The 14,317-nt window shown below is 33.6% G+C and carries 18 protein-coding genes; all 18 read right to left on the reverse strand.

Features of this window, described 5'->3' with window-relative positions:
* Positions 1 to 31: 31 nt before the first annotated feature.
* The 18 genes from lolB2 to K6T82_RS13895 all read right to left on the reverse strand — a co-directional run bounded on the left by lolB2 (position 32) and on the right by K6T82_RS13895 (position 14,042).
* Entirely contained in the window at positions 32 to 667 is a 636-nt protein-coding gene (gene lolB2 / locus K6T82_RS13810; protein ID WP_223706657.1) for a flexirubin biosynthesis protein LolB2, read from the reverse strand.
* Complete coding sequence (lolA2, locus tag K6T82_RS13815) at positions 633 to 1,259, reverse strand: flexirubin biosynthesis/transport protein LolA2 (RefSeq protein WP_223706659.1); 627 nt, start codon at positions 1,257 to 1,259, stop codon at positions 633 to 635. Before lolA2 ends, lolB2 begins: the two co-directional genes overlap by 35 nt.
* Positions 1,260 to 1,367: 108 nt before the next feature.
* Positions 1,368 to 2,048 (reverse strand): polysaccharide deacetylase family protein, encoded by a 681-nt coding sequence (locus K6T82_RS13820; RefSeq protein WP_223706661.1) that lies wholly within the window; start codon positions 2,046 to 2,048, stop codon positions 1,368 to 1,370.
* Between the two features lie 92 nt (positions 2,049 to 2,140).
* Positions 2,141 to 3,202: a beta-ketoacyl synthase N-terminal-like domain-containing protein gene (locus tag K6T82_RS13825; RefSeq protein ID WP_223706664.1), complete on the reverse strand. Its 1,062-nt coding sequence runs from the start codon at positions 3,200 to 3,202 to the stop codon at positions 2,141 to 2,143.
* A complete protein-coding gene (locus K6T82_RS13830; RefSeq protein ID WP_223706666.1) occupies positions 3,202 to 4,398 on the reverse strand; it encodes a beta-ketoacyl-[acyl-carrier-protein] synthase family protein in 1,197 nt (398 codons plus the stop codon). The genes K6T82_RS13825 and K6T82_RS13830 overlap by 1 nt, the downstream gene beginning before the upstream one ends.
* A gap of 178 nt (positions 4,399 to 4,576) precedes the next feature.
* Positions 4,577 to 4,834 carry a phosphopantetheine-binding protein gene (locus K6T82_RS13835; RefSeq protein ID WP_068841663.1) on the reverse strand — a complete coding sequence of 86 codons (258 nt, stop codon included), beginning with the start codon at positions 4,832 to 4,834 and terminating at the stop codon, positions 4,577 to 4,579.
* Between the two features lie 2 nt (positions 4,835 to 4,836).
* Positions 4,837 to 5,454 (reverse strand): 3-oxoacyl-ACP synthase, encoded by a 618-nt coding sequence (locus K6T82_RS13840; RefSeq protein ID WP_223706668.1) that lies wholly within the window; start codon positions 5,452 to 5,454, stop codon positions 4,837 to 4,839.
* Positions 5,455 to 5,489: 35 nt separating this feature from the next.
* A complete protein-coding gene (locus K6T82_RS13845; protein ID WP_223706670.1) occupies positions 5,490 to 5,921 on the reverse strand; it encodes a hypothetical protein in 432 nt (143 codons plus the stop codon).
* A 41-nt stretch (positions 5,922 to 5,962) separates the two neighbouring features.
* Positions 5,963 to 7,105, reverse strand: a complete 1,143-nt coding sequence (locus K6T82_RS13850) for a beta-ketoacyl synthase N-terminal-like domain-containing protein (protein ID WP_223706672.1) — start codon at positions 7,103 to 7,105, stop codon at positions 5,963 to 5,965.
* An 87-nt stretch (positions 7,106 to 7,192) separates the two neighbouring features.
* Positions 7,193 to 7,642, reverse strand: coding sequence for an acyl-CoA thioesterase (locus K6T82_RS13855; protein ID WP_223706674.1), 450 nt, complete (start codon positions 7,640 to 7,642; stop codon positions 7,193 to 7,195).
* Positions 7,617 to 8,900, reverse strand: a complete 1,284-nt coding sequence (locus K6T82_RS13860; RefSeq protein ID WP_223706678.1) for an ABC transporter permease — start codon at positions 8,898 to 8,900, stop codon at positions 7,617 to 7,619. Before K6T82_RS13860 ends, K6T82_RS13855 begins: the two co-directional genes overlap by 26 nt.
* The gene (locus tag K6T82_RS13865; protein ID WP_223706680.1) at positions 8,890 to 9,588 is read right to left on the reverse strand and encodes an ABC transporter ATP-binding protein; all 699 of its coding nucleotides are present in this window, start codon (positions 9,586 to 9,588) and stop codon (positions 8,890 to 8,892) included. The genes K6T82_RS13860 and K6T82_RS13865 overlap by 11 nt, the downstream gene beginning before the upstream one ends.
* A gap of 63 nt (positions 9,589 to 9,651) precedes the next feature.
* Entirely contained in the window at positions 9,652 to 10,650 is a 999-nt protein-coding gene (darH, locus tag K6T82_RS13870; protein WP_223706682.1) for a BtrH-related acyltransferase DarH, read from the reverse strand.
* Positions 10,650 to 11,054 (reverse strand): flexirubin biosynthesis protein DarG, encoded by a 405-nt coding sequence (DarG, locus tag K6T82_RS13875; protein ID WP_223706684.1) that lies wholly within the window; start codon positions 11,052 to 11,054, stop codon positions 10,650 to 10,652. The genes darH and DarG overlap by 1 nt, the downstream gene beginning before the upstream one ends.
* A 28-nt stretch (positions 11,055 to 11,082) precedes the next feature.
* Positions 11,083 to 11,550 (reverse strand): hotdog family protein, encoded by a 468-nt coding sequence (locus K6T82_RS13880; protein ID WP_223706685.1) that lies wholly within the window; start codon positions 11,548 to 11,550, stop codon positions 11,083 to 11,085.
* Between the two features lie 7 nt (positions 11,551 to 11,557).
* Positions 11,558 to 11,989, reverse strand: coding sequence for a hotdog family protein (locus tag K6T82_RS13885; RefSeq protein ID WP_223706687.1), 432 nt, complete (start codon positions 11,987 to 11,989; stop codon positions 11,558 to 11,560).
* Positions 11,989 to 13,122: a dialkylresorcinol biosynthesis protein DarB gene (gene darB, locus K6T82_RS13890; protein WP_223706689.1), complete on the reverse strand. Its 1,134-nt coding sequence runs from the start codon at positions 13,120 to 13,122 to the stop codon at positions 11,989 to 11,991. The genes K6T82_RS13885 and darB overlap by 1 nt, the downstream gene beginning before the upstream one ends.
* 17 nt (positions 13,123 to 13,139) lie before the next feature.
* Positions 13,140 to 14,042 (reverse strand): NADPH-dependent FMN reductase family protein, encoded by a 903-nt coding sequence (locus K6T82_RS13895; RefSeq protein ID WP_223706693.1) that lies wholly within the window; start codon positions 14,040 to 14,042, stop codon positions 13,140 to 13,142.
* Positions 14,043 to 14,317: the final 275 nt, after the last annotated feature.

The raw sequence follows: 14,317 nt of genomic DNA on the forward strand, positions 1-14,317 counted from the left end.
GGTTTTAAAGTTTATGATTCGTTTAAATTTTCTATTCTGATTTAAAATAATTTAACTCAATTTTCAATTTAATATTCTGATGAATTATCTGAATCTTCTCAGCAAAAATATTGTTTTCTGAATTGAAAAGTAGTGTAAATTTTTCTTTTGTTTTGGATGAATGAACGATCTTTTCTAATTTTTGATCTTTTTTGGAAATAAAAACATAATTGTCTCTTTTTCCATCTGCCGATTTATAAATGTTGGCTGATTCATTTTCAAACTGTTCCTGAATTTGATATTCCTTCTTTAAAAGCAGTCGAAAATCTTCTTTCAAAGTATTGATTAATATTTTTCTATCTAATTCTGATACAATCGAGTTGACTTTAAAATCGTTTTCAGAAATTTCAAAATCCATTAATTTATTGCCGAATTCAGTTGTAAAAACAATTCGATGCGTCGTGTCGTTTATTTTCTTGGCAATAAAAATTCCGGAGATTTCATTTCCGTAAACACTGATGTTAGTTTTGTAAACATAATCGGTTTTGGAATCTGCGAAATACGGAACCGTATAAGACGTTTTATCTAATTTTTTAGGCGTATAATTTTTGGTGACCGAGCCACAAGAAATTAAAAAAACTGCCAGAAAGCAATTAATTAGTAAAAACTGAATCGTCGATTTTTGCATTGATCACTTTATTTTTAAGTACAATTCGAGTGTAATCTTCAGATGATTCCAACAATTTTACCTGAACAACTGTTGCTTCCTCTTTGTCAAAAGTCAGTTCGATTTGTTTAATGTATTTTTTCAGCGTAGCATCTTTCGGAAGAAACTTCGCCAGATTCTGACCTTTTACTTTAAAGTATGAAATCGTAAATTCTTTATCATCAAACATGTTTCCGCTTACGCTTCCAACGATTAATTTATTGATGCGGGCAAAGATTTTACTGTTTCCAATATCAACAGCACTTTTCTTTCCTTCATCATTAATCAGGATTTTTCCATTTTTAAAAGTAATGCTGTAATTGTATGGTTTTTTATATTGCCATTGAAGTAAAGCAGGTTCCTTAAAAACCATTTTTCCTGAAGTTTCAATGTCTTTCGACAAAAAATCCAAATGTTTATACTGAACAAAATCGGTACTTAAAGTCTTGATTTTTTTTGCCACCACATTTACATCTTCCTTAAATTGAGTGATTTCTGCAGCAGTCATTTTTTGTTCCTGAGCAAACAAACTGCCTGAAATAAATAAAATTAGGAATGCTATTTTAGTTTTCATGTTTTAAAATTTTTTTGCCACAGATTAAAGGATTCACACTGATTATTATTTATTAATAAATCCGTTTTTATCAGCGTTTTCGCGTAAGCGAATCCGTTAAATCCGCGTTCAATTGTCATAAGCTTTAAGATTCAAAAGTTCTTCAATCGAAACGACTTGATAATTATTTTGTTGTAAAAATTGCAAAAACTGTTCCAAGACATAAACCGAATGCGGAGCAGTATCATGCAAAAGTACAATTCCGCCGGGAGAAACTCGCTTTTTAATTCGATTCAAAATTAATTCAACATCTGTAGTTCCTCCGTCAAGCGAACGAATATTCCAACCAATTGTTTTATGTCCGGTAATTTTTAAAGCTCTACGAATCGATGGCGTCGTAACTCCATAAGGCGGACGAAAGAAGTTGATTTTTTTGGAAGTAAATTTTTCCAGAAGTTCATCTGTTTTACGAAGTTCTTCGGTTATTTTTTTTGCATTATAAAAATCAAAAAACTTAGAATGTGAGTAGGAATGATTTCCAACCAAATGACCTTCAGAAATTACTTTTTGAAGAATTTCAGGATGCATTTCTATATTTTTTCCAATGCAGAAAAAAGTCGCTTTGGCATTGTATTCTTTCAGAAGATCTAAAACTTTTAAAGTATAAATACTTGGGCCGTCATCAAAAGTAATTGCGATTTTTTTATCTGTTTCTAACGGATTATTGCAAAATGCCTTTACATGATAATTAGATGAAATTCTGGCCGAACCAAAAGCATTTATTCCAATCCAAATAAAAATTACAGCCAAAAAACACCATATATTTATTGCGATATAAAGATTCAGAAGAAACAATAAAAGCAATAAAAAGATAAAAAATATCGAGATGTTTTTATGCGTTATCATTTTGAAAGTAACGTAAAACTATGATTTTTTCCGCTTAATTGATTGTACAATAAAATCGTTTTGTAAGCTGATTTTGTAACCGAATTTACTTTTATAATTTCAGGAATTTCCTGTGTTTTTAAAATTTTTGAAGCCATCCAAAAAGCAAATGCCGAAGCCGTATCGTATTCTCCACTCAAATGTTTGTAATATAAAACAGGAGTTTGAGCAAAAGATTTTTCAGCTAGATTTCTGTAATAATTTTCGAAATCTGCATTTCCGTCAAAACCTAAAACCAAGGCATCGATATCTGAAATCTCTAAATTATTTGTTTTTAGAAAAGATACAATTGCCTCTTCGACTTCGTTTTCTTCTAGAATGTTTACAAGAGAAACATCTAAAAGTTCAGCGTAAGTATTGTCTTTTTTTTCATTTTCTAAAACAAAAAAACTAGCGCCTTCTCCATAAACGGCACCACTTGTTTTAGAGGTTAAAACATCATACGGTGCGGTATTATCTGCTTTAATACGTCCGTTTAGTTTAAAAAGAGCAGTTGTATAATCTCCATTTTCGTCGACACCACCAACCAAAATTGAATTCGCTTCGTCTTCTTCAATCTGCATTTTCGCATCCAAAAGTGCCGATTCAAAAGAAACGGCTCCATTTACGTAAGTGAAATTATACCCTTTACATTGCCGTAAAAGTGCAATTTGCGCACCAACCGTATTATGAGTTGACTGAATAAAAGAAGTCGGAGTCAAAAACTCTTCTTTATTATCTAAAATACTTTTTAGGAATTTTTCAGAATCTTCGATACAACCTAAACCGGTTCCAGTTATAATTGCATCTACGTTTTCAATATGGGCATCTTTCATAGCCAAAGCCGAAGCCACGATTCCGTTTTTTACACCTTTTGCCATACGTCGGCTGGCAGCTGGCGAAATATATTCTTTGTATGCAGGCGGAACAATTGCCAACACATTTTCGTCATGGTTTACGACAGCTTCTTCCAAAAAAACAGTATCAAATGTTTTTTGAGTCGAAATACAGCCTACTCCATTTATATATGTTTTTTTCATTAGCTTTTTGAAAATATAAGGGTAGAACAATTTCCTCCAAAACCAAAAGAATTGGATAAAACGTGTTCGATAGTTTTATTTTTTGCAACAGTTTGTGGCGTCAAATCAAATTCTTCCATTTGAGTTTCAAAATTCAAATTCGGATAAACCACATTGTTTTGAATGGCCAAAACACTGTAAACGGCTTCAATAGCAGCAGCGGCCGCTAAAGTATGTCCGGTAAAAGGTTTTGTAGAACTGAAATCTGGAACTTTTTCGTCTTCGTAAATACGTTTTAGAGCTCTTCCTTCAGATAAATCGTTGTTTGGCGTTGCCGTTCCGTGTACGTTGATGTAATCAATTTCAGAAGGTTTTAATCCTGAAATTTCAAATGCTTTTTTCATTGCCAAGTAAGCTCCATCACCATTTTCTGAAGAAGCGGTTTGGTGAAAAGCATCATTTGCATTTCCGTAACCAGAAACTCTTGCGAGTACTTTTTTGTTTTGTTTGGCTACAACTTCATCCGATTCTAAAACCAAAAAAGCGGCAGCTTCTCCAAGATTTAATCCTTTTCGGGTATTGTCAAAAGGTTTGTTATAATCGTCTGATAAAATCATCAAAGTCTTAAATCCGTTGATGGTGAATTTTGCCAAAGCATCTGCACCGCCTACAATTACACGATCTAATTTTCCCGTTTTGATTAATCTTGCGCCCAACATAATTGAGTTTGCCGCAGACGAACAAGCCGTACTAATCGTTGTAACCATTCCTTTTAAACCTAATTCTTCGGCAATTTTTTCAGCAACATCGCCACCGTCATGACAAGTGATGTATTTTACCAATTCTGGTTTTTCGAAATAATCGTAATAATGTCTTTCCGTCATATCCATTCCACCCACGCTTGTGGCTGAGATAAGTCCGGTTCTAAATTCATTTATATTGGTAATGCCGGCATTTTCAACAGCTTGTTTTGCTGCCAAAGTACCAATCATAGCGGTTCTAGAGAAATTATTGTTCTCGTTTAACTGCAGTTCATTGATAAGTTCATCATTGGTTTTTTTGATTTCACCAACTTTGATTACATCTGCGTGAACCGTCGAAATATTTTGAATGCGAGAAACGCCGATTTTGTTTTCGATCAAAGAAATATAGTTTTCCTCAACCGAATTACCAATCGCAGAAATAATTCCCATTCCCGTTATAGCAACACCTTTCATCTAATTTTAGATTTATGATTTTAGATTTTAGATTAAACTTTGCGTCTTCGCGTCTTTGCGAGCAAATTTCTCGCATTTAAGAGAAAGAAGCTTTTAATTTAATCTCGCAAAGTCGCAGAGTCGCAAAGTTTTTAAGCTTTTTTAAATAGCAACTCTTGCTTTACAAAGTTTATGCAAATTACTTCGTTCTGTTAGCGCTGATATAAGCAGCCATAGTTTCGATAGATTGGAAAATTGTTTTTCCTTCTTTCGGATCAACTAATTTAATTCCGTAGTCTTTATCTAAAATCACGATTAATTCAAGTGCATCAATCGAGTCTAAACCTAAACCGTCTCCAAACAAAGGGTCGTTATCTGCAATGTCTTCTACTGCGATATCTTCAAGGTTTAAAGTTGTTATGATTTTGTTTTTTAATTCTTCTTTTAATGCTTCCATGATTATTTATTATATAATGTATTGATAGTTTCGTTTTTATATTCTGTGTTTTCTTTTGTACTAATCGTGCAAAGAAAAGCTTTATAATTGTCATTAAAAAATTCTACCCAACCGCACAAAACCGTGTCTGCTTTATTCGTATTCAGAAGAATATTAGAATAATTGGACATAAATTCGGTGTTAAAAGTGTCAAATATAAAGAAAGAATTCTCACTTTTTAACTGATGACGAATACTTATTTCGCCCAAACAAATATTTGGCAGTGTATACACAAAAACCGCCGGACTCGGAAAATAGTTTTCTTTGTCTGAAATCGATTCCTGGTATTTTACGTCAGTATCTAAACTCGAAGATTTATTGGCCAAAACTAAAGCAATATTATTTTCATGCTCTGTTGAGGTAATCGGACTCAAAAGCAGTTCTGATCCTAAAAAAGCCAGTTTGCTCAAAGTATCCATTTTGAAAAACTTTGGATATTGCATTTCAAAATTACGATACGCTTGTTTGGCGAAATCTGCAAAATCTGTTGGTTCGATTTTGAAAACAGAGGTTCCGTTGAGAACAATTTTGTTGTTTTCAATCGTGCAGTAATTTTGTATGTAAGTTTTATTTTGAATCATTTTATTTCAGCAATATTCTGTAATGAAGATCGACTTTATTTGTTTGATGGAACAAAATCCAAATCGTTTTTTAAATCATTTAATTTTTTTGCAGCTTCGTAAACTTCTTTTTCTGCATTCTTATTTTTAGTCGCTGGTTCAGGCGAAAGACGTGCGTTTAATATTAAAATTTTAAAAGTAATATCACTTCCGGGTTTACTTTGGTAAGCGTCTGCATATTCCGCTTTGTCAATTTTATTTATGGTTCTTGAAACCTCATTTCCTAAAACCGAATTTATAGATGTACCATAGTTTTTATTCGTTTTCAGATCATTCAAATATAAAGAGTCTTTTCCTAAATATCTTAGTGTGTAACTGCTCTTTGCATCTTGATAATTAAAGACAAAAGTTGGAGTTTTAATTTTTTCTACTTTTTTTGCACAACTCAATGAAGAGATTGCCAAAAATAAAATGATTAAATTTTTCATTTTATGTTTTTATAAATCGTTATAACTTTTTTTGTTAATGGCTAGTAGTGCAGTTTCTCAAAAACCACAGCCGTATTACAACCCCCAAAACCAGAAGCCGTTTTCAGGAAATACTTAATATTCTTTTCTTCGTTTTTTTCAATCACATTGATCAATTCGCTTACACCGATTTCATCAAAACCTTTTGATTCAAAAAGTCTATTTTGATTGGCAGATGCTATCGCGATTACCGTTTCTAATAATCCCGAAGCGCCTAAAGTATGACCGTAAAATCCTTTTAAACTGTTAATTGGAACTTTTTGTAAATCTAAACGATTTAAAGCAATTGCTTCCATTTCATCGTTATAAGGCGTTGCCGTTCCGTGTGCTGAAATATAATCTAATTGGTTCGCTTCAATCTGAGCTTCTTTCAAAGCATTCTGAATACTTCTAAACAAACCTTCGCCCGTTCTTGAAGGGCCAGAAATATGATTGGCATCGTTTATCGAACTGTCTCCAATCACTTTTATTTTAGCAGTTGCAGGATTCGCCGAAACCAAAACGGCAGCCGTTGCTTCACCTAAACTTACACCCGTTCTGTTTTTAGAATAGGGTTTACAAGGCAGTTCGCTCATCGCTTGGAAAGCATTAAAACCAGACAAAACAAATTCTGAAACTTCATCGCCTGCCACTACGAAAATATTATCATAAAGTTCAGACTGAATCATTCTTTTAGCAACAGAAACGGCTAAAATTCCAGAAACACAGGCATTTGAAACTACGATTGGTTGTGTTTGAAAGCCGAAGAAATCGGCAACGTTTTTTGCCAAAACGTCTAAATGCGCGTTGTTGAAACTTTCTTCCGAATTATTTTGTAAAGCTGTTACATTTCCTTTTGTTGTAGAAAGTATAAATGCGGTTTTTGAGTTTAATTCGATTTTAGAATTTTTGATAATCGGCTCTAAAGCCAAAATCATCATTTTTTCTAAACGGGAATATTTTGTCTCAGCGCTGATTTCTGCAAAAGCACTGTTTATTTTTTCATCACTAATAATAGAAGCATAAAACGAATTCGGCATCAAAGAAATATCGCTATGAAGCTGAATTCCAGAATCGCCACGAAGAATCGCTTCAACGTTCGATTCCACATCAAAACCTAAAGGCGTAATACAATTCGTTTCGGTGATGTATATTTCTCGTATCATTTTCAATTCTAATTTTGTGAAATTTTTTGCTCGCAGATTAAGCAGATTTGCACGGATTTTAATTTTTTCTAATTCGTGAATTCGTGGCTATTTCAACAGCCCAACTTTCTTTTTCCACTCTTCATAAAAAGGAGGATTCGTCAGCATTAAATTTCCGTCTTTATCTAAAAAAACCTGAACGGTTTCACCAGTGCAAGCCACTTCTCCTTTATCATCAATAATTTTAAAACGGTAAATCATTTTTGCAGCTGGAGTATCAACAACCGTTGTTTCTATAGTTATAACGTCTCCGTAACGCAAAGACAATTTATGTTCGCAAGTCGATTTTACAATTGGCGTGGTATAACCCGTTTTGGCAATATCCAAATAAGTAAGTCCGTGCTGACGTCCAAATGCTTCGCGTCCATCTTCGAAATACGTGATATAATTGCCGTGCCAAACAATTCCAAGCGGATCTGTTTCGTTAAAACGAATCCTGATTTCATGTGTAACGGTCAAGTCTGTAGCCTCGTTAAACTGCTCTTTTCTTTTTATCATAAAATAATGCGATGGAAGTTGTAATAATGAAAAACAAAAATAATAAACTTATTTCTGGTATGATTTCCAGGAAAGAAACGCTGCGAAGTAAAACATCGTAAAAAGCTTCTAATCCCCAGTTCATTGGTGAAGATTTTGCAATAAACTGCATGATTTTCGGCATGGCAAAAACAGGAACCCAAACGCCTCCAACAGCAGCTAAAATAATCACACTTGTTGCACCAAAAGGAGCAGATTGTTCTTGTGTACTTGCCACGGTTCCTAATAAAATTCCAAAACCAATTGCCGCAAAACCTGAAAATAAAGCCACAATGCTCATCATCAATAAATGTCCTTCTATATTTAAAGAAGGCAATCCGATAGATGGAAATAAGAATACAGCAACGGCAACCATCATATAAAACTGAATCATACAAATGATCGAGTAGGTGATGGTTTTTCCAATAATCACAACCAGATTAGAAACCGGATTGGTTCTTAATCGAACAAAAGTTCCTTGCGATTTTTCTTTTACAATATTAATCGATAGCGGAATAACAATAAAAAAGATAGCAAAAAGCGTCCAAGCCGGAACGTTATGTTGCGTCGAATTAGGACGAACTTCTTTATTATTGATTGTCGGAATTATTTCTTTGAAAGAGATGAAACTTTTCTGTTCGAAATTGGCAGTTTCAACTCCCAACTGATTTTCGAAAGTTTTGTAAATCGATTTGGTTTCAATTTGCGAAATCATTTTGTCAATCGAACTCATGACTGCATTTTTAAAACTCATCTGAACCGCTGGGTCAAAATACAATTTTACTTCTTTTTCCTTAATAATGCGTTGAGGTTCTGCAGTTGCAGTGCTGTCTGTCAAACCTAAACTGCTGACAATTTTCTCTACATTCTGATCTATTTTTGCCTGTAAATCAGAACTAAGATTTTCCGGAATTACAATCGCCAATTGAAATTTTCCTTTGTGAACGTTTTCTTTGGCAATTTCTTCCGTTATAGGTTTGTTGTCAATTTGCGTTACAACAGTAAACAAATTGCTTTTTTCTAAATTTTCAAAAACGGTTTTCGAAACAGATCCTTTATCGTTATCTACAATCAGAATCTGAATTTTTGAATCGGTTACCGCTTTAAAAGTGCTGTCTTGAATTAAAGTCACCGTAATAACCAAAACCAAAGGCATTATAAATAAAATAATCAATCCGCCTAAATCTCTTTTTAGTAAAAGGAATTCTTTTACAACTGACATCCAAATTTTATATATCATCTCTAAGCGCTTTTCCGGTTAATGAAATAAAAACATCTTCGAGATTTCGGGCATCTTTTGTAGCTTCAATTAATGCCGACGGAGTGTCTTGAGCATAAATCTGTCCTTGATCTAAAATGGCGATTTGCGTACAGAAATCTTCGGCTTCAGCCAAATGATGCGACGTATAAATAATGGTCGTTCCGTTTTGATTTAGAACTTTCAAATAATCGATAATTGCCGTTTTAGAATGCACATCGACACCAACGGTTGGTTCATCCAAAAACAAAACTTTCGGTTTGTGCAGAATTCCCGCAATCAGGTTGACGCGGCGTTTCATTCCGCCAGAAAAAGTCTGAACTTGTTTATCGGCAAATTTCAATAAACCCAAAAGATCCAAAGCTTCGATAACTTTGTCTTTCAAATCAGAACCTTTTAAACCGTACATACTTCCAAAATAATGCAGATTTTCTCTTGCCGTAAGAGTTGGATACAAAGCATATTCCTGAGGAACAACGCCTATAATTTTTTTAATTTTTGAAGCATGATGCTGATAGTCTAAACCATCAATGGTAAAATGTCCCGAAGTTGGTTTTACCAATCCGCAGAGCATGGAAATCAAAGTTGTTTTTCCGGCTCCGTTTGGACCTAATAAACCAAAAATTTGACCTTCATTTATGTTTAGCGAAACGTTGTTCAAAGAATACATTTCTGCATTTTTGTACTTTTTCGAAAGGGATTCTATTTGAATGATAGACTGCAAAATATTTTTTTAGCTGATCGCTTTTTTTAATTTTTTGAAAAAGATTTCTTCTCTATTGGCAATGTCCAAAAGTTCATCGGCAATAGTATTGTAGGCATCTTCTTTGGCACTTCTGTTTTTATAAATTCTTGAAGCTTCAACAGCAAAATCACGCCATGAATCTCCAATTTTTGTCATTTCTTTAGAAAGTTCTTTCAGTTCTTCGTTGCCCAAAACAACTGAAGCTTCCTGTAAAAATGCCGCATATATGAAACGGAAACCACCGCCTCCAGTTCCAATTTCTTCCTGCATACGAACCATTTGCGCCAAGTAATGATTGGCTTTTTTGGTTCCGTGTTTTATTGGCCATTTTCTAATTTGCTTCGAAACAAATTTGATTCCACGCACACCAACAATAGGCATTGGCGCCAACATATCTCGGCACGTATTTTTGATTCCTTTAATGATGGCGCTTTTTAAATCGACATTTGTCGGAATCTGAATCGGATAATACATTTGTCCGCGCGGAGCAAAAGCACCTTTGGCAAAACGTACCTTATTAAGTTCTTCGTGCGTTAGTGTTGTAACAGTTTCCATAACAGGATCGCTCACTAGATAATCGGTTTCGGTTTTTCCGTAAACGACTAAATTGTGTGCGTTGAAATGAAAACGGTATTCGTCTGGGAAATAACTTAAATTGTAAACGCCAACTTGTAATCCGGTTGGAATATTATTTTTTAAATTTTCATCTAAAGCTTTGTTGGCATTAGATTGAGAAGAAAATTTTTGTCTTTTTATTTTTAAATTTAAACGGGTTGCGACTTTATTGAAAATCTGCCCAGGCAAAGTTCTGTAACTGATTGCTGGTGCATAATTGACTTTTATAAAAGGCAGATATACAAAAAATAATCCAGAGCCAATACCAAAAACCATCGGTTCGCTGATGTTTAATCCGCTGTTTTTTAGCAGATTTGACGCTACTCCATTCTCGCAATGAGCAGACTGATGATGTGTGAAATTTAATTCCATTATTTGGTAATGCTGTTTTTTAATTCGTTGATTGATACCTCAAAAGCATCGGCATATTTCTGCAGAATTTTATCACTTAAAGTTGCAAAAACACTTGGTTTGAAATGTCTTTTTACGCGCCATTTCCAGAACCCTACATAGCTTGATAAAATCGTAAGATCCATTTTGTTGATTTCCATAAAATATACAATCGGACTTGCTTCGCCATTTAAAACCTGTTGTTTGGCATCGGCAATTCTTTCGTTTATTTCGTCAATAGAATTAGAAAGTGCAATTGTTTTTGGTTCCCAGCCTGTACTTAAGGTTGTGGTATAATTGCCATTTTCATCTGTTGCATACAAAAGTTCTTTAACGTTGTTTTTCGTTAAATTACTTTGATCCTGAGGTACTTTATCTTTTTCCATTACCTAGTTTTATTTTCAAGTGGGATTGCTACGAAACTGAAATTGTTTTCTGAATAAACAAATTAATTTCGCATTCTAAGAGTATTTGGTCTTCAACAGAACTTTTACAGCTCATTGTGCATAAAGTATAATCGTCGCCGACAAATTTTGAAACTAAATCGGCTTTAGTAATTATAGTATCGCCGACTTTTGGCAGTGTATGAATTTTTACATTTTTTAATGCACTGATAAACCCAATTACATTTACGTTCTCATTTTCTAGTCCGTTATCGTCAAAAAAATATTTTTTTCCAACAATTGCCGAACATGTTTGTGCTGTGTTTTCAATTAAACCAGCTTCTATAAAAACATTATTCTGAACAAAAATATTGTCTTCTTTGATCAAAAAAATGGTTTCTACAAAGTTGGCATCAATATCCAAAATCAAATCCACCATAAGCATTGGTGCTCGGTGTGGTAAATAATTTTGTATGTCAACAGCAGAAGTTGTTTTCATTATTGCTTTATTTTGCCAAAACGGTTTTCATTTGTCCTCTGGCAATTTCCTCATTGTTTAAAGAAGTAACAATATCCACTAAAGTAATTCCGGCAAATTCTTGCAGAATAGTTACTTCAGACTGAATAACGTCATTTAATTTCGGAAGTCTTTTAATTTCAATTTCTTTAATCGAACCAATATAACCTGTTGGCGCAGTTTCATTTTTTAGAAAAAACTGATAACCTGTATGCAAAGCCACCGATTGTGCCATATGTTCTATTAAACCTGCTTCCAGAAAAGAATTGTCTGTAACGAAAATATTTTCACTTTGAATTTTTAAACCAGAAACCAAAGAAGTTTCGGTGTAAGAATGCATAGCGTCTACCATCACAAAAGGAAACTTTTGAGGTAATAAATTTTCTACCATTTCTTTTTCTAAAAAAGCCATTGTTTCCATTAGCAAACAGTTAAATACGCATACGCGAAAGAGAATCTTCCACTTTCAGGAACAGATAATAAAATTTTATCTCCTTTTTTCAAATTTCCTGCATTCATCAATTCTTCAAGAGCCAAATAAATAGAGGCAGAACCAACATTTCCAACTCTAGAAAGATTCATGAACCATTTTTCGTCACTCATTCCGATTCCTTTTTCGGCTAAACCTTTTTTCAATCCTTCCACAAAAAAGTTAGAAGAAACGTGAGGAATAAAATAAGTAATATCTTCCGATTTGATGTTGTTTTTATCCATTGCGTCTTTCATGCTTTCTGCACCTTTAGACAGGATAAATTCATCTAATAATTTTACATCTTGTTTAATAGAGAATACCGATTCGTTCAGCCATTGTTCTGGCGAATAATCGCTCCATCCTTTAATTTCCCCATTTTCCATTTTATCACCTCCAGCATACATGCAAGTTTCTAATTCGTAAGCATACGAAAAGGCTTCCATCCATTCTATTTTTAGTGAAATTTCTCCTTTGGGTTTATTTTCTAATAAAAAAGCTCCGGCTCCGTCAGATAACATCCAACGTAAGAAATCTTTTTTGAAGGCAATAATAGGTTGTTCTTCAAGGCTTTTTAAATTATCAGCCTCGTGATTGTATTTTTGAGCATTCAGCCAAGTAGAAACTTTTTCTGATCCTGTACAGATTGCATTTTTTGAATTTCCTGATTTTATGGAAAGATAACCGAATTTTAATGAGTTCATTCCAGCGCAGCAAACTCCAGTTGAAGAGTTTAATTCTACCGATTTATTTTTTAATAAACCATGAACCATCGCAGCGTGTGAAGGCAAAAAGATATCCGGAGTCGAAGTTCCGCATGAAAGTACTTCTAAATCTTGAGGCGTAAAATTTTCATCGAATAACGGTAAAATGGCATTTTTTGTTAATTCGGCATTGCTGTGTGTACTTTTCCCATCTTTATCAACAGCATAATATCGGCTTGTAATCTTATTGTTGCGCAAAATAATACGTCTTGCTTTAGAAGCAGTATCATTGATAAGACCTAAAAAGGCTTCCATTTCATCATTCGAAACAGCTTCATTTGGCAAATATTTTGCAGCTTTTGTAATATATACTTCAAACATAATCTAAATTTCGTCTTCTAAACTCCCTGATAATATTGAGTTTCCTTTTTTATAGTTTTTAACTTAAGCGGATAGGTAATAAGGTGCAATATATACACTATTGGTGAAATTAACCATATCGCAAGGAATAAATAAACATTAAATACTTTAAGTAGCTTTTTTCGGTTTTTTTGATTCTTCGAAATGATGTTCGACCATTTATTAAAAATCTTGTTTGCTGTCTTGTCAACAGTTACCAAATAGGAACTTATTTTTACTGCACCTGCGTCTACCAATTTTGGTTGTAAATCGGTATAATTATTCTTTTGAAACGAGTCCAATATGATTTCTCCAAACTGACTTGATTCTTGTATGTCTTTTTCTGAAACTCCCGGAAGCGGAAAAATACCTAAATATTTTTTCTTAACTCCAGAAAACATCCATTCTACAATTGTGATTACGCTGATTAAATTTCCAACGCGGTCTACCAAAGCTACATTTCCAACCAAATTTGCATTGGCTTTTCTCAACAATACTTTTATTTTTTCCTGCGCCATAATCCACATATTTCTAGAACCGCTGATCGTAATTACAGGCGTATTGTTCAAGATTTTCTTGGCATCGTCGCTTTTCAAAAATGAATTAATCGGAATAGAAGGCGATAAATACCAAACCTGATAATGAAATAAAATCAAATCAAATTTTGTATTTAAAATCTCTTCTGAAACTGGTCTTAATGCCGTCGGAATTTGCAAGAACGATTCTGGAAAAGCATCAAAAAAAGAATCTTTATTCCACGGAAAGGGGAATGGCTTCTCTAATTGGATTTCGTGAAAAGTAAGTTTTATATCCTCTGAATTTAGAAAAGGTTTTGCAATATTTCGTGCAATAGATTCTAGTTGTCCGGACTGAGAATAATAAATTACGAGAACATTTTTCATTTGGGTTTCTGGCTATGGTGGTCAGCAAAAATAGTTAAATTTATTTAAACGAATTTTCTTATTTCGACGAACGTTTTTTATTAGCCACGAATTCACGAATTATTCAAAATAAAGGCTTAATGATTAATTTTGTTTAAATTATTCATGAGATTTACTTCACGAATTATGATTCGTGCAAATGATATGATTTTTGGGAGCAATTATTGAGATTTTTTATTAGCCACAAATTGAAGAAATTATTTAAAACTGCTGTAGTGATGATGATTTTGCTGAAA

This window comes from Flavobacterium potami, assembly GCF_020026915.1.
Lineage (GTDB): Bacteria > Bacteroidota > Bacteroidia > Flavobacteriales > Flavobacteriaceae > Flavobacterium > Flavobacterium potami.